13 protein-coding genes and 2 pseudogenes are annotated in these 14,946 nt (G+C 68.7%); 3 read left to right on the plus strand and 12 right to left on the minus strand.

The window, feature by feature from the left end; translation table 11 throughout:
* Positions 1-14: 14 nt before the first annotated feature.
* The 3 genes from D455_RS0107660 to D455_RS32590 form a co-directional block, all read right to left on the minus strand.
* Complete coding sequence (locus D455_RS0107660; protein ID WP_017570157.1) at positions 15-1,097, minus strand: hypothetical protein; 1,083 nt, start codon at positions 1,095-1,097, stop codon at positions 15-17.
* A 111-nt stretch (positions 1,098-1,208) separates the two neighbouring features.
* Complete coding sequence (locus D455_RS0107665) at positions 1,209-1,463, minus strand: hypothetical protein (RefSeq protein WP_026122419.1); 255 nt, start codon at positions 1,461-1,463, stop codon at positions 1,209-1,211.
* Positions 1,460-1,648 (minus strand): helix-turn-helix domain-containing protein, encoded by a 189-nt coding sequence (locus D455_RS32590; RefSeq protein WP_083922162.1) that lies wholly within the window; start codon positions 1,646-1,648, stop codon positions 1,460-1,462. The genes D455_RS0107665 and D455_RS32590 overlap by 4 nt, the downstream gene beginning before the upstream one ends.
* Before the next feature lie 1,371 nt (positions 1,649-3,019).
* Between D455_RS32590 and D455_RS0107670 the strand changes: the two genes are divergently transcribed.
* Positions 3,020-3,205, plus strand: coding sequence for a hypothetical protein (locus D455_RS0107670; RefSeq protein ID WP_017570158.1), 186 nt, complete (start codon positions 3,020-3,022; stop codon positions 3,203-3,205).
* A gap of 157 nt (positions 3,206-3,362) precedes the next feature.
* Here the strand turns inward: D455_RS0107670 and D455_RS29625 are convergent, their stop codons facing one another.
* The 3 genes from D455_RS29625 to D455_RS0107685 form a co-directional block, all read right to left on the minus strand.
* Positions 3,363-4,799 carry a recombinase family protein gene (locus D455_RS29625; protein WP_017570159.1) on the minus strand — a complete coding sequence of 479 codons (1,437 nt, stop codon included), beginning with the start codon at positions 4,797-4,799 and terminating at the stop codon, positions 3,363-3,365.
* A gap of 150 nt (positions 4,800-4,949) precedes the next feature.
* The gene (locus D455_RS0107680; protein WP_017570160.1) at positions 4,950-5,498 is read right to left on the minus strand and encodes a hypothetical protein; all 549 of its coding nucleotides are present in this window, start codon (positions 5,496-5,498) and stop codon (positions 4,950-4,952) included.
* Positions 5,499-5,576: 78 nt separating this feature from the next.
* Entirely contained in the window at positions 5,577-6,437 is an 861-nt protein-coding gene (locus D455_RS0107685; RefSeq protein WP_152487021.1) for a hypothetical protein, read from the minus strand.
* Between the two features lie 57 nt (positions 6,438-6,494).
* On the opposite strand from D455_RS0107685, the pseudogene D455_RS29630 reads away from it, so the two are divergent.
* Positions 6,495-6,839, plus strand: a pseudogene (locus tag D455_RS29630) (YbaK/EbsC family protein); the annotation flags it as partial.
* Between the two features lie 148 nt (positions 6,840-6,987).
* Here the strand turns inward: D455_RS29630 and D455_RS0107695 are convergent.
* Positions 6,988-8,112 carry a CU044_5270 family protein gene (locus D455_RS0107695; protein WP_017570163.1) on the minus strand — a complete coding sequence of 375 codons (1,125 nt, stop codon included), beginning with the start codon at positions 8,110-8,112 and terminating at the stop codon, positions 6,988-6,990.
* Entirely contained in the window at positions 8,109-8,507 is a 399-nt protein-coding gene (locus D455_RS29635) for a sigma factor-like helix-turn-helix DNA-binding protein (protein WP_017570164.1), read from the minus strand. Before D455_RS29635 ends, D455_RS0107695 begins: the two co-directional genes overlap by 4 nt.
* Before the next feature lie 429 nt (positions 8,508-8,936).
* On the opposite strand from D455_RS29635, the gene paaZ reads away from it, so the two are divergent.
* Entirely contained in the window at positions 8,937-10,970 is a 2,034-nt protein-coding gene (paaZ, locus tag D455_RS0107705; protein WP_017570165.1) for a phenylacetic acid degradation bifunctional protein PaaZ, read from the plus strand.
* 214 nt (positions 10,971-11,184) lie between these two features.
* Here the strand turns inward: paaZ and D455_RS0107710 are convergent, their stop codons facing one another.
* From D455_RS0107710 to pdhA, 4 genes and pseudogenes are all read right to left on the minus strand, one after another.
* The gene (locus tag D455_RS0107710; protein WP_026122420.1) at positions 11,185-11,544 is read right to left on the minus strand and encodes a VOC family protein; all 360 of its coding nucleotides are present in this window, start codon (positions 11,542-11,544) and stop codon (positions 11,185-11,187) included.
* A 78-nt stretch (positions 11,545-11,622) separates the two neighbouring features.
* Positions 11,623-12,944 (minus strand): annotated as a pseudogene (locus tag D455_RS29640) (dihydrolipoamide acetyltransferase family protein).
* Positions 12,941-13,933 carry an alpha-ketoacid dehydrogenase subunit beta gene (locus D455_RS0107720; protein ID WP_017570167.1) on the minus strand — a complete coding sequence of 331 codons (993 nt, stop codon included), beginning with the start codon at positions 13,931-13,933 and terminating at the stop codon, positions 12,941-12,943. Before D455_RS0107720 ends, D455_RS29640 begins: the two are co-directional and overlap by 4 nt.
* A 1-nt stretch (position 13,934) precedes the next feature.
* On the minus strand, positions 13,935-14,946 hold a 1,012-nt coding region (gene pdhA, locus D455_RS0107725), incomplete at its 5' end, for a pyruvate dehydrogenase (acetyl-transferring) E1 component subunit alpha (RefSeq protein ID WP_017570168.1).

The following is a 14,946-nucleotide window of genomic DNA, read 5'->3' on the forward strand; positions in this document are numbered from 1 at the left end:
AGGGGAGGGTGGGGTTACTCCGGCTTGGACACGGCAGTCAACTTGAAGCCAGTCCTCTGGTTGCCTTCGGTCGCCACGGACTCAATGGCAGTGACCACGCCAAAGCCAGGAATGAACCGACCGTCGTAGTGCTTCTTCACGGCCTTGATGGCGTTAACGATGCCTTGAGGGGTGTAGCCGAGACTGCTGGAGTCCACGAAGTGCGTGCCGTAGAAGAGCCCGACTTCGAGTTCCGTGTGACGATTGCCAGAGACGGTCTTGACGGACACCTTCGGCTCCGCCCACTGCACGAAGAAGTTGCCCAGGTTGTACTGTCCCGGCTTCGGCTCGCTCTTGACGTGGACCCCCTCGCTTGTCGCGCCGGTGGCGAGAGCGAAGCGCTGGGCAATGCCCTGAACGGCAGAGCTGATCTCAAGCTCCTTGGCGTCATGGTCGATGACGGGGACCTCGTCATACACGCTGCGAACGGCGAACCTGACGTGGTCGTATTCGACCTCGCCCTTGACGTGGGTCTGACTGGTCTGAACCTTCACCATCCAATTGCGCTTGTCGAAGGCGGAGGTCAGGCGAGAGGGGTCGAACTCGCGGTGGATGGGGAGCCGGTAGTAGTGCAGTTCAAGATCTCCCGACAGGGCGCCGCCGTTGTTCGTCGTTGCGCCCTTCTGAAGAATGAAGGCGACAGGAAGACCGTTCGTGTCCTTGGGGAGATCGGGGTGTACGAAGGTGGGAACGACGGCGATGCCCGGAAGGGCTTCAGCCACAGCCTCAGCGATGGTCTCGGCCACGCGCTTGTCGTAGTTCGGCGTCGCCTTCGCGACGCGCACAGCCTTGGTCTGAGCGGCCTTCGCCAGAAGGTCGGAGCGGAAGACCTCCTTCTCCGAGGTGACCAGGTCCAGAGCAGAGACAGAGTCGTCTCCGTTCTGAAGCTTCGTCAGGAGGGCCGCGTATGCGGCCTCAGCCTCGTCGGCTCCCTGCTTGCGCTCGGCGGCAAGCGCGCGAGAGTCGGCAACGCCCTTCGCGTACTCGTCGGCGCGCGACAGGATGTCGGCCTCGGCGGCCTTGATGATCTCGGCTGGAGTCGGGTTCTTCTTCGTCATTGGTGGTGGTTCTCCTGTTCGTGTTGGTAATGGAGTGAGAGTGAGGGGCTAGGGGCCGGACCTCCATTACGGCTGTGCAGCCCTCTGGTCAAGGGGGGGGAGCGAGGGGGACTAGGGGAAGAGTTCGTCGAGCCGCTGGCCGTCGAACCAGGTCCTCTCCAGAGCTGACACGTTCAGCTTCCGGGAGTATCCGCCGCCGCGTCGATTGCGGCGCCGGTAGATGAGGTGTTCTCGAATCTCAGGGTCTAGCCGAGAGATCCAGTCGTTGAGTTCTTCCGGAGTCATGTGCAGCTTCTCCGCTGTTCTGGAGAGAGAGAAGCATCTGTCTCCCTGCCGGTACTCCCAGGGCTCTTGCTGGTTGTTCACTGATCACCTCCTTTCCGCTGACGCTTGTAGTCCTCGACCGTCGATCGTTCGTACACGTACTGAGTTCCGATCATCAGGTGGGTCGGCGCTACGCCTTCAGCACGCCAACGCCGTAGCGTGCTGTGAGGCACGCCGAGTAGGTCGGCGGCCTGCTTTGTTGAAAGCAGTTCCTCGAATGTGGGCATGGTTGTTGTCCTCTCGATAGAAGGGCATTGAACGATGGCGCTCACTGGTGGTTCAAAAGCAGAAGCCCCGTCCCTCTCCCCCCGGGGCTCATGGGAGAACTCAGGAGAAGGACGGGGCTTACTGCCCAACCAGGAGATACCGACGCGAAGGAGAAGGAGGAGGAACCTTCACGCCGCGTCAGCGGCGACTGAGCATGACAGGAAGGAGCGAGCCTGTCTGACCGCTGACGACTAAAGGGCACTGCCGTCCCACCTGACTCCGTGCCGCGCTGTGCCAGTGGCAGTCCAGCACAGCGGACAACGGCAGTGCCCGGTCTGTGACTGATGAGCGACGGCGTCGCTCAGTCAGAAGCAAAAAAAGAGAGCCAGCGTGATAGCTGGCAAGATCAAGGCCGGGCCGGAGGCCCGGACAGAGGGAAGAGCAGTAAGTCGCTAGCTCCTTGGGGGCCGAAGGCCCCACAGCCCGAAGCGGGCTAGCGAGGCTAACTACCTACACTTATAAGGAGCCAAAAAGTCACCTGCTTTGCAGGTCTGATCTGACGTGACGCCTGTCACGCTTGCCGCTGAGGGGACCCGGAGGGTCCCGCAGAGCCGCAGCGACTCAACGACTCTCACTTATACAGTCGCCAGGAGTCGGCGGTTGCACAAAGTCGGACCCGTGTGACGTGAGACACGCTTGCTCTCTGGGGTCCCGGAGGGACCTACAGCCCGAAGCGGGCTAGCGAGGCTAACTACCTACACTTATAAAGACGCCAGGAGTCGGGCCGATGTTGCACAGCCTCGGGTGTGAGCTGAGACACGCTAGCTCTGAGTGGTCCCGGAGGGACCCACTGAGCGAAGCGAGTCAGCGACCTACACCTATACAGTCGCCAGGAGTCGGCCGGATGTTGCGCAGGCTCACCTGTGACACCTGTCACGCTTGCCGCTGAGGGGACCCGGAGGGTCCCGCAGCCCGAAGCGGGCTAGCGAGGCTAGCTACCTACACTTATAAAGACGCCAGGAGTCGGCGATCTTGGAAACGAGTAAGCGTGTGACGTGAGGCACGCTAGCTCTCTAGGAGCCCGGAGGGCTCCACAGAGCCGCAGCGAGTCAGCGGCTCTACTTATAAAGATCGAAAAAGTCGGCCGTCTTGCCGGTCTGCTCTGACGTGACCTCTGTCACGCAGGCACAGGGCAGAAGTCCAGCCCTGCCGCCCGAGGCCACAGGATGGCCTGTGAGCGCCTGAGACAGGCGCACCCTACTAGTACACCTGGAAGTCCTGCGATCGTCTCAGCGTCGATCTCAGCGCCTTCTAGGACAGTGTCTGCCTGATGGGGTGCTCTGCCTCTGATGCAGCCCCGAGAGGGGTTGCCCCCAGTAGGCTTGCCTAGCATGACCGACAGGACGCCCCAGGAGATCACCGCCGAGTTCGCCGCGATGATGCTCGGCGGCACCGTGAGCCACGACCCGCCGAACCCGGACAGCCCGCTCGGGCGCATGATGGCCTACGTCGAAGAGCACGGCGAGGACGCCATAACCCCGGAGACCGTGCGCAAGTTCCGCGACGGCGAGCTCTAGGAGCGCCTGAGGTAGCCCGTGAGCGCCTGAGACAGGCAAGCCCTAGCGAAGTACCTGGAAGCACCGTGCGGCTTTCAGCGTTCCTCTCAGCGCCGTACAGGCACAAAAGAAGCCCCCGGCCTGAAGCCGGGGGGCACTGAGCGAGCGAAGGTCGGGGCTACTTCTTGGGCGTGAAGCTGACGTAGTCCTTGGACAGCTTCGCTCCTCGCTTCCGAGGCTGCATCACGATGCGAGAGAACACCGTACGAACGGCCTTCCTCATCCCTTCGTGATGCTCGGGGTTCTCGTAGTCGTAGGCGTAGAACAGGTATTCGGTGTCGCCGACGATGGAGCTACCAGCGGCCTTCTCCTGGAGAGCCGACAAGGCTTCGTCGATGTCCGCTCTCCTGCGCTTGCCCGCTTCGGCGCCAGCCTTCAGCGCCGCCATGTCGATAAGGCCAGCGGCGAACGCCTCTGTCAGCTCAGCCTGTCGGCTGGCCAGAAGCTCACGCTCAGCCAGAAGCTCACGCTCTCGCTCCCTGTCCTCGGGCTTCGGTTCGTGCTCCCTAACCCACTGCTCCGCGTACTCGGTGACTTTCAGCCAGACGAGGGAGTCCAGTTGGTCAGCGTCGGCGCTGGTACCGGCGCACTGCTCACGGCACCTGTAGCGCCGTTGACGTGAACCGTCCTTCAGCTTCGGCCCCCATCCCTGGCACAGGTGGGAGACCTTCCCCTTGGCGGCGCACACGCCGCACTCCACGATGCCGGAAAGGAAGGACTTCGGAGACCTTCCAGACCGCATAAGGCTTCGCTCAGCGTTGCCCTCAAGGATCGCCACGACGGCGCGGTACTGAGCCTCAGAGACGATCGGCTCCCATGCCGCCTTACTGCCGGTCTCCTCACCCCGGTACGTGTGAATCGCGGCGTTGCGAGGATTGGCCAGGAGGAAGCGAACGGTCGACGCGCGCCAGTCGTTGCCCGCACTGGTCTTGACCCCCTGACGGTTCCAACGCCTAGCGAGCTCAGCCAGCGTTCCCCCTTCGAGGATGTGCGCGTAGCCGTCCCGGATCGCCTCGGCTTCCTCGGGGACGTGCTCCCACTCCCACGTAAAGCCGAAGGGGCGCTTCGAGGTGAACGGCCTTCCGGCCTCCACGCGGCGCAAGTGTCCGAGCTTCTGGCGTTCCGTCTTCAGCTCGATCTCTTGCCGCGCCATAGCGCCAGCGATGCGCGCGAAGGCACGCCCCGTGGGCGTGCTCAAGTCGATGTCGCCAGCGAGCACCGTAGCCAGCAAGACACCCTTGTTCTCGACGAGATCGCAGAGGTCTTCCAGCTCGCGCGGTCGGCGGTACATGCGGTCAACGTGTCGAGACACGATGACGTCCGCTTCGCCGGACTCCACCAGGGAGACGGCGCGCTTCCATCCCTCACGCTCGCCAGTGGATGCCGACGTGTCCCGCTCTACGATGACGTCAACGACGTCCCAGCCTCGGCGCTCGCAGTGCTCTAGGCACAGGTCCCGCTGTTGGGCCAGGTTCTCGTCTTTGGTCATGGACGGCGAAGGGGAGAGCCGCGCGTAGATGACGGCGCGACGAGCGGTCTCAAGCGTGACAGTCATGGTTCCTCGTTCGTGAGGGCTTCGGCTTGCGAGGTCTAGGGCAGGCACTCGGCGCAGGAAGCCGAGAAGTCGTCGACTCGTTGGCGCCGATACCGGCGCCCTTAGGGGAGCGGCTGAAGGGTCCGCACTGAACGCGGACCCCTGAGCCAGTCAGAGAGAGCGCTGTCTCTTCATCGCTTCGGAGCGGGTCAACAGCTCTGCGTGAAAGGGGTTGACGCACTCGGCGTGCTCGCTCTCGCATGTGCGGACAACCAGCCGACGAGTATCGGGAGCCTTCCGGAAGACCTGCCACAGCAGGCGGCGAACGTTGCGCTTCTTGCTTGCCATCCTGGTGACAGCGCGTCCGTCGCTCTCATGCGCTCCCGTCCATGACCAGCATTCGTCCCTGTGCTCCTTCAGGTCAGCGAAGCTCTCGGATCGCCTGCCCGAGTCGGCGAGGTAGGTCCTCCTGGACAGGGACCCTTGCCAGTCCCAGGCGTACTTAGCCCACCCCTCCTTACGAGGGAGCTGAAGGAACTCGGCGACGTAGAGTTGTCTCCGGTCGCTGTTGAGTTCCCGCTCAATCTCTTGCTCAACTTCCCCCCTGGTCCATTCGCCTTTGCGTAGGTCGAACTCGGGCGGGGTTGCTCGCTTGCCCGGTATCTCGCACTCCTCCCAACGCCCGAGGCAGTGCGTCCCGTCCGGGTGATAGATCTTCATGTGTGGTCCTCCTTCATGATGAGTGATGGGTGGTAGAAGGGGCGCGGCGTGAACCGCGCCCCGTGATGACGCAGACGGCTAGAGGCTGAGCACCCCAGCCGAGCGACGCAGAGCCCGAATGGAAGCGTTGATCTCCTCCAAGGGCGGTTCATCCATGACGGGGTCGATCACGTAGAGGCTGAACACCGTTCGGCCGTCAGCGGTAACGCCTTCCACCATCGGAGCGCCGTCGTCGCCTTCGAGTGCGTCAACGCCATGGCGGAGGAGTCGGCGGAGAGCGTCGCCGAGCAAGGAGTCGTGGAGGGAAGCGCCACCCTCAGACAGGCGCATGTCCTCGGACGCCGGGGGAGAGACGAGAACGCCAGTACCGGTGATCACATCGACGATGGCCCTGTAAGGGTGGACGTCGATCTCCTCAGTGGTCCCCGTGGTGGGGACCCCAGCCTCAGCGACAACGATGCTCTCGTCGGCGCTCTCAGTGACCGGCGAAGCCGGGGCTTCCTCGTCGGCGCCGTCAGCCTCGTCGGCGCTCTCGTCGGCGCGAACCACACGAACGATGTCGTCGGAGTAGCGGACGAAGCCCCGCCCGTCTTCCACGGTGACCACGGTCTTAGCGCCGTTGTCCTCGCTGTGGACCTTCGCGACGGGAAGCAGGTGCTTCCCAGCAACCACCATGTCGCCCGACTTGACGTCAGCCGCTGCGCTGTCCTCAGCGAGCGCGAGGCTGGACAGGTGACCCTCAAGGTCACCGACGTTGTCGGCGGCCTCCTGAGCGAGGCTCACAGCCTCCTTCAGCGTCCTCGTCTGGAAGCTCCCATTCCGGTAGGCAAGCTCCATGTGCCAGCCGTTGCGGTGCTTCCGCACGTTGCCCGCGTACGTCCCCGCTTCCGTGCGAAGCGTGTAGTTCCCGGCTTCGACCTTCACTGCCTTGACGTTCATCGCGTGCCTGCCTCTCTGTCGCTAACCAACCAATGCCTTAGACGGTAGCGACAGACCAACTGTGTGGTGGTGGCGGCCAAGCGCGGCGGTGAGGTCTCCTACGCGGCGTGCATGGTGCTGGCCACCCAGCGCGCCGACGTCAACGGGACGGTCCGCCGCCACCTGGGCGCCCGCAAGACCTCGTTCGCTCCCATGGACGAGGCCACCGGGCTGACCGGCATGGAGTACGGCGGCATCACGCCGCTCGGCCTGCCGGAGGGATGGCCGGTCCTGGTGGACGAGGCGGTCGACGCCGAGGCCGAGGTGGTGGTGGGCAGCGGGGTCCGCCGCTCCAAGCTCCTGGTGCCCGGCAAGCTGCTCGCCGACCTTCCGGACGCCGCGGTCCTGGCGCTCACCAGGTAGGACCGGCACCGCGTGTCGACACGTCGACCTGCGGACTCGTCGCCATGTCAACGCAAATGTCGACAAGGCGACGAGTCGTTTCGGCGCACGCGGTCCCGGTTCGCGGTCGGCCCCCTCCGCGGGCCGGAGCCGGGGAGGCCCCGTGCGTCTACGGGGTGTCCCCGACCCCGGCGACCCAGGCGGCATCGACCAGGGCGGTGTACTCGTTCACGCGCGGCAGGTTCTCGTCGGGCACCGTGTCCGACTCCACGGTGACCGTCTCGTGGTAGAGGGGCATGCCCGTGTCGGAGTCGAACATGATCCGCCGTTCAAGGACGGTTCCCGCCACGCCCTCCTCCTCGACCAGGAACAGTTCTCCCTCGCGGCCCTCGCGGTCCCGGGCCGTGCCCGCGTACAGCACGTCCTCCTGCGCGGCGAGGGCTCGCAGGGCCGCGGCCTGGACGCCCGGCGATACGGGAGCCTCCTCGTAGAGGCGCTGGAGGGCGTGGAAGAGCAGCGCCCCGTCGGAGAGGCCCTCGGGCGAGTGGGCCTGGCCCCGCACCGTCGCGGAACCGACGGCCCCGTGGTCGGCTCCCTCCATGAGCTGGTCCGCCAGTACCTCGGGGTCGCTCGACAGGTCCTCGTGTTCCCAGGTGAAGGACATGCCGCCGCCCTCGCCCTCGTCCCACTCGAACTCGGCTGATCCCCTCTCGAACAGCCCCAGGAACGGGGTGCGGTCGCCGTGCACCCGTTCGGGCTCACCCGGGGTGGAGACGACGCGCCCGGAGTCGCGGGGTGTGCGCCACACCTCCTCCCTCGTCGGAAGGATCCCCCACCCCTCCCGCTCGCCGGTGTCGACGCCGACGGAGTGGGCGAGGATCCACTCGGCGGTGTGCACGTAGGCGACGTCCCCCTCCCGCGGCGGCGGGGGCTGCTCTCCGGCGGTCTCGGCAAGGTCGAGGAGGTGCTCACGGCCCTCCGACGGGTCGGCCGTCGAAGCCTCCAGGGGGGCGGGGGGCGGGCCCGCGTACGCGGGCCGGACGGCGTTCCACCCGAAGGGTCCGAGCACGGCCAGGGCGGTGAGCACGGCGGCGGCGCCCAGCAGCAGGCGTCCCCCCGGGCGCCGGGGCGCCAGGCCCCGGATCCGGCGGGTGCCGCCTCCCGCGGCGATCACCTCGATCCGTGCGAGCTCCCTCCCGGCGGGATCGGCGCGGACGTCCGCCGCGGGGTCGTGGTCGGAGAGCAGCGCGCGCACGGCGTCGGTGTCGTCGCGGCTGGTGCGGATGCGGTTCACTTCTCCTCCAGGGGGACCAGGGTCGGGGTGGTTTCCTCGGCGGCCGCCGTCGGCCGTGCTCGGGCGGGGGGACCGGCCTCCTCCTCCGGAGCCGGGGAGCCCAGGAGGCGCTCGATCCGTCGACGGGCCCGGTGCAGGCGCACGCGCGCGGTGGCCGCCGTGCAACCCAGCACCCGTGCCGCCTCTGCCAGCTCCAGCCCCTCCCAGGCCAGGAGCATCACCAGTTCGCGATCGGCGGCGCTGAGCCGGTCCAGGGCGCGGATCGCGGTGTCGCGCTCCTCGACCTGGCGGGTGGTGTCGGTCCCCTCCGGCACCGCCGGGACGCCCTCGGGGCTCAGCACCTCGCCGCGTTTGCCGTCGCGGCGCCTCCGGGCGCGGATGACGTTGCGCGCCACCCCGTACAGCCAGGGGAGCGGCTGGGCCTTNCCAGGCCACGCCGAAGGTCTCGGCCGCGACGTCGTCCGCGGCGTCCACGCCCAGGCGGCGCACGGCGTAGCGGCGGACGTCGTCGTAGTGCCGTTCGAAGAACCGGGTGAACTCGCCTCTCGCCGGTTCACCCGCTCCGGTGTCCGTGTCACTGCTCATCGACTTCCCTTCTGCGGTCTCACCCTCCTTCTGTCCGGCGGCGCCCGGATGTTACGGCGCCGGTCGCACTCCCTCGCGGACGTGGAGCCGGTGCGGCGGTACGGGCTCGGCCGCAGACGATCACAGGAACAATGAAATCCCAGGTGGGAGCCGGTGTGACCGCCGAGGGCTATTTACTGAACGATCGGTCTGTAATACTGTTCGGGCAAGAGAGCACAGCCCGAGGAGAGGACCGTCAGGTGCCCGAGACACTGCAGAGCTACGCGCGGGGATCGTGGTTCACCCCCGAGGACGAGGGCGCGCCCCTGGCCGACGCGAACACCGGTGAGACCGTCGCCCGGATCTCGGCCAACGGTCCCGACGTCGCGGGAATGGTGGAGTACGCGCGCCGAGTCGGCGGCCCCGCCCTGCGCGGGCTCACCTTCCACCAGCGCGCGAACATCCTCAAGGAGGTCGCCAAACACCTGATGGGGTACAAGGAGGAGTTCTACGCCCTCTCCCATCGGACCGGTGCGAACAAGCGGGACACCGCCGTGGACGTGGACGGCGGCTTCGGTACGCTCTTCAGCTTCTCCAGCAAGGGGCGCCGCGAGCTGCCCAACTCCACCGTCATCCCGGACGGTCCCCTGGAGCCGCTCGGCAAGCAGGGCACCTTCGTGGGCCAGCACGTGTACACCTCGCGTCCGGGCGTGGCCGTGCAGATCAACGCCTTCAACTTCCCCGTCTGGGGCATGCTGGAGAAGCTCGCCCCCGCCTTCCTCGCGGGGATGCCGAGCATCGTCAAGCCCGCCGGGCAGACCTCCTACCTCACCGTCGCGGTCGTGCGCCGGATGGTCGAGTCGGGCCTGCTGCCGGAGGGCTCCCTCCAACTCCTGGTCGGCAGCCACAGGGGTCTGCTCGACAACCTGGGTCCGCAGGACATCGTGGGCTTCACCGGGTCCGCCGCCACCGGCGCCATCCTGCGCAACCACCCGAACGTGGTCAGCGGCGGCGTGCAGCTCAACGTGGAGGCCGACTCCCTCAACTGCTCGATCCTCGGCCCGGACGTGACCGAGGATGACCCGGAGTTCGACCTGTACGTCAAGCAGGTCGTCACCGAGATGACCGTCAAGGCCGGTCAGAAGTGCACGGCCATCCGCCGCGTCATCGTGCCCGAGTCGATGGCCGACGCGGTCGTCGGGGCCCTGACCGACCGCCTGTCCAAGGTGACCGTGGGCGCGGCCGACAACCCGGACGCGCGGATGGGCGCCCTGGTCTCGCTCGACCAGCGCGACGAGGTCCGCAAGGCGGTCAAGGCCCTGCGCGCCACCAGCGAGATCGTCCACGGCGACCCCGAGCGGGTGGAGGTCGTCGGCGGTGACGACGAGTCCGGCGCGTTCATGTCGCCGATCCTGCTGCGCGCCGAACCCGGCGCCAGCGAGCCGCACGAGGTGGAGGCCTTCGGTCCGGTCAGCACCGTGATCACCTACGACGGTGTCGCCGAGGCCGTCGAGCTGGCCGCGCGCGGCAGCGGCAGCCTGGTGGGCTCTCTCGTCACCAACGACCGGGACGTGGCGCGCGAGGTCGTTCTGGGGCTGGCTCCCTGGCACGGGCGCATCCTGGTGCTGAACCGCGAGGACGCCAAGGAGTCCACCGGCCACGGCTCCCCGCTGCCCGTCCTGGTGCACGGCGGTCCCGGCCGCGCGGGCGGCGGCGAGGAGATGGGCGGCGTGCGCGGCGTCAAGCACCACATGCAGCGCACCGCCGTGCAGGCCTCGCCGGACATGGTCACCGCGATCACCGGTCACTGGACCACCGGTTCCGAGCGGACCGTGGGCGACGTGCACCCGTTCCGCAAGGACCTGTCGCAGCTGCGGATCGGCGACACGATCCGGTCGGAGGAGCGCACGGTCACCCGGGCCGACATCGACCACTTCGCCGAGTTCACCGGCGACACGTTCTACGCGCACACCGACGAGGAGGCCGCCGCCGCCAACCCGCTGTTCGGCGGGATCGTGGCGCACGGCTACCTGGTGGTGTCGCTGGCGGCGGGCCTGTTCGTGGACCCGGCCCCGGGTCCGGTGCTCGCCAACTTCGGCGTGGACAACCTGCGCTTCCTCACCCCGGTGAAGGAGGACGCCACGATCCGGGTGACGCTGACCGCCAAGCAGATCACCCCGCGCACGAACGCCGACTACGGCGAGGTGCGCTGGGACGCCCTGGTCACGGACCAGGACGGCGAGGCCGTGGCCACGTACGACGTGCTGACCCTGGTGGCCAAGGGCGACGAGTAGGCACGCCGTCATGTAGGTGAAGGGACACGTCGACGAGTGGATTCGTCCACGAGTCGACATGCGGTGCCCCCGGCCGTGGTGTGGCCGGGGGCACCGCCGTGTCCGCGCGTCCCGGGCGGACCGGGTCTCAGGAGGGCTCGGACGTGAGGGCCCTCCGGCGGCCGGGGAAACCGTGCCCGCGCGCGGCTCCCGGTCCGCCACGGGATGACCCGTGTCAGCGCGCGGCGGGCCTCACCAGGCAGAACTCGTTGCCCTCGGGATCGAGCAGCACCTGGAAGGTCCCCTGCTCGTCGGTGACCGGTTCACCCCTCCGGCTGGCGCCCCTGGCGACGACCGCGTCGGCGGCCGCGTCGATGTCGTCCACCCGCAGGTCGGGGTGGACGCGGTTGCGCTCGGTCCTCGGTGCGGGGTCGGGCTGGAAGGACAGCCGGGGCCGCCCCTCGCCGACCTCGACGTGCGCCCATCCGTCGTTCCTCAGTACCGGCTCACCGCCCAGCACGAAGGCCCAGAAACGGGCGAGGGCGTGCGGTTCGGCGGCGTTGACGCCCCACTGGTCCACGGTTCCCACGGTCATGGCGCACGAGCCCAGCGACACGGAGAAGCGCCCCGGGGTGCCGACTCCCCGGGGCGCTCGTTTCGAAAGGGCCTCGGCCTACATGCGGGCGATGGCCGCGGCCGGGTTCTCCATGGCGTCGGCGACCACGCGCATGAAGCCCGCGGCGGCGCCGCCGTCGCACACGCGGTGGTCGAAGGCGAAGGACAGCTGCGTGATCTTGCGGGCGGTCAGCTCACCGTCCACGATCCACGGGCGGTCCATGATCCGGCCGAGTCCGAGGATCGCCACCTGCGGGTGGTTGATGATGGCGGCGCTACCGTCCACACGCAGCGAACCGTAGTTGTTGAGGGTGAAGGTACCGCCGGTCATCTCGGCCGGGGAGGCCTTCCCCTCACGCGCGGCGGCGGTGAGCCTTCTGATCTCGGCGTCGAGTTCGAGCGTGGTCAGCCGGTGCGCGCCCAGGACGGCCGGTGCGACCAGGCCCCGCTCGCTCTGCACCGCCAGCCCCAGGTTCACGCCGTCGTACTGGACCAGCTCGTCGCCGTCCACCCTCCCGTTGAGCTCGGGGTACGCGTGCAGACCGGCGAGCACGAACCGCGCCACGTAGGACAGCAGGCCGGGGCCGGACGGGTCGGACTGGCGCAGGCGGACCAGCTCGGTCGCGTCCACGTCCACCCAGACGGTCGCCTCGGGGATCTCGCTCCGACTGCGGGACAGCGACGCGGCCACGCTCTTGCGGAAGCCGCTCATGGCCACGCGCCGGGACTCGGACAGGCCCGTACGCGCGTCCACCGCACCGGGCTCCGAAGCGGACTCCACGGCGGGCTCCGCCGGAGCCTGCGCGGCCTCGATTGCGGCGCGCACGTCGCGCCGCGTGATGAGTCCGCCCGGACCGCTTCCGGCGACCTCGGAGATCCGCAGCCCAGCCTCGCGGGCCATCTGGCGGACCAGCGGCGAGGTGACCAGTGGCGGACGTGTGGACGCGGGGGAGGGAGCGGCGGGCTGCTCCCCTCGCGCGGGCGGGCGGTTGCGCGGACGGCGCCGNNCGGCGTGCCGTAGCCGATCAGCACGTTGCCCGAACCCGAACCGGCGCGCTCCTCCTCGCGGTACCGCTCGCCGTCCGCCGACACCGGCGCGGCGGAGGGCTCGGACGCGGGTGCGGCGGGCTCGGCCCCGGAGCCGTCGGCCACGCTGATCAGCGGCTTACCGACCTCCAGGACCTGCCCCTCCTCCCCGTGCAGCACGCTGACCGTGCCCCCGAAGGGGGAGGGGACCTCCACGATCGACTTGGCGGTCTCCACCTCCGCGACCGGCTGGTCCACGGCCACGGTGTCGCCGACGGCGACGAGCCAGCGCACCACCTCGGCCTCGGTGAGCCCCTCTCCCAGGTCGGGGAGGTCAAAGGTCTGCGTCGTCACTGGTCCTCCCACTGAAGGTCGTCGACGGCGTCCAGGATCCGGTCCACGCTCGGCAGCTGGAAGCGCTCCAGTTTCGGCGGCGGGAACGGGATGTCGAAGCCGGTCACACGGCGCACCGGTGCGGCCAGGGAGTGGAAGCAGCGCTCGGTCACGCGCGCGACGATCTCCGAGGCGACGCTGGCGTACCCGTTGGCCTCGGCCACCACGACGGCGCGGCCGGTGGAACGGACCGCCTCGCACACGGTGGCGTCGTCGAACGGGACGAGGGAGCGCGCGTCCACCACCTGGAGGCTGCGGCCCTCCTGCGCGGCGGCCTCGGCGGCCTCCAGCGCGGTGGACACCGACGGCCCGTAGGCGATGAGCGTGGCGTCGGTGCCGGGGCGGCGCACCACGGCCGTGCCGATGGGCGGTTCGGGGGCCGACATGTCGACCTCGTCCTTGCCCCAGTACAGCTTCTTCGGCTCCATGAAGACGACCGGGTCGTCGGAGGCGATCGCCTCACGCAGGAGGAAGTAGGCGTCCGCGGGCGTGGAGGGGGTGACCACGGTCAGGCCGGGCGTGTGCGCGTAGTAGGCCTCGGAGGAGTCGCAGTGGTGCTCGACGCCGCCGATGCCGCCCGCGTAGGGGACGCGGATGACCATGGGCAGGCCGACCCGGCCCCGGGTGCGGTTGCGCGTCTTGGCCACGTGGCTGGCGATCTGCTCGAAGGCCGGGTAGGCGAACGCGTCGAACTGCATCTCCACCACGGGGCGCATGCCGTTCATCGCCATGCCGACCGCCATGCCCACGATGCCGGACTCGGCGAGCGGGGTGTCGAAGCAGCGGTCCTCGCCGAACTCGGCGGTGAGGCCGTCGGTGATGCGGAAGACGCCGCCGAGGGGGCCGACGTCCTCGCCGAAGACGTACACCGTCCCGTCCTCGGCCATGGCGTCGCGCAGGGCCTGGTTGAGGGCCTGCGCCATGGAGAGCTTGGTGGGGTCGGTCGCCATGTCAGTTGCCCTCTCTGCTCAGTTCGTCGGCCAGGAAGGCGGCCTGCTCGTCCAGCTGCGGCGTGGGGGTGGCGAACACGTGCGCGAACAGCTCGGCGGGCTCGGGGTCGGCGTCCTTCGAGACGCCTTCGCGCATGGCGGCGGCCACGGCCTCGGCCCGCTCGGTGATCTCGGCCGCCCGGGCCTTGGTGAGCAGGCGCTTCTTCCTGAGGTAGGTCTCCATGCGCAGCAGCGGGTCCCGCTCCTTCCAGGGGTCGACCTCCTCCTGGCTGCGGTACCGGGTCGCGTCGTCGGCGTTGGTGTGCGCCTGCATCCGGTAGGTGTGCGCCTCCACCAGCTGGGGTCCCTCACCGGCGCGAGCGGCGGCCACGGCGCGGTCCAGCACGGCGAGCACCGCGGGGGTGTCGTTGCCGTCCACCCGCTCCGCGTTCACCCCGTAGCCGACGCCCTTGTGTGCCAGCGAGGGGGCGGCGCTCTGCCTGGCCAGGGGGACGGAGATGGCGTACTCGTTGTTCTGGACGAAGAAGACCACCGGCGCGCGGAACACGGCGGCGAAGTTCAGCGCCTCGTGGAAGTCGCCCTCGCTGGTGGCGCCGTCACCGCAGAGCGCCATGACCACCGTGTCCTCGCCCCGCAGACGGGCGGCGTGAGCGACGCCCACCGCGTGCAGGAGCTGGGTCGCCAGCGGCGTCGCCTGGGGGGCCACCTTGTGGGCGTTGGGGTCGTAGCCCGAGTGCCAGTCGCCCTTGAGCAGGGTGAGCACCTCCACCGGGTCCACCCCGCGCGCGACCACGGCGGCGGTGTCGCGGTAGGTCGGGAACAGCCAGTCGCCCTCCGCCAGGGCCAGGGCCGCGCCGGTCTGGCAGGCCTCCTGCCCGTGTGAGGAGGGGTACACGGCCAGGCGGCCCTGACGCACGAGGGCGCTGGCCTGGTCGTTGACGCGGCGGCCGACCACCAGGGAGGTGTACGCGGCGAGCAGCCGGTCCCGGTCCGGGAACGGCAGGGGGGGCCCG

The sequence above is a fragment of the Nocardiopsis halotolerans DSM 44410 genome (genome assembly GCF_000341065.1).
Taxonomy (GTDB): domain Bacteria; phylum Actinomycetota; class Actinomycetes; order Streptosporangiales; family Streptosporangiaceae; genus Nocardiopsis; species Nocardiopsis halotolerans.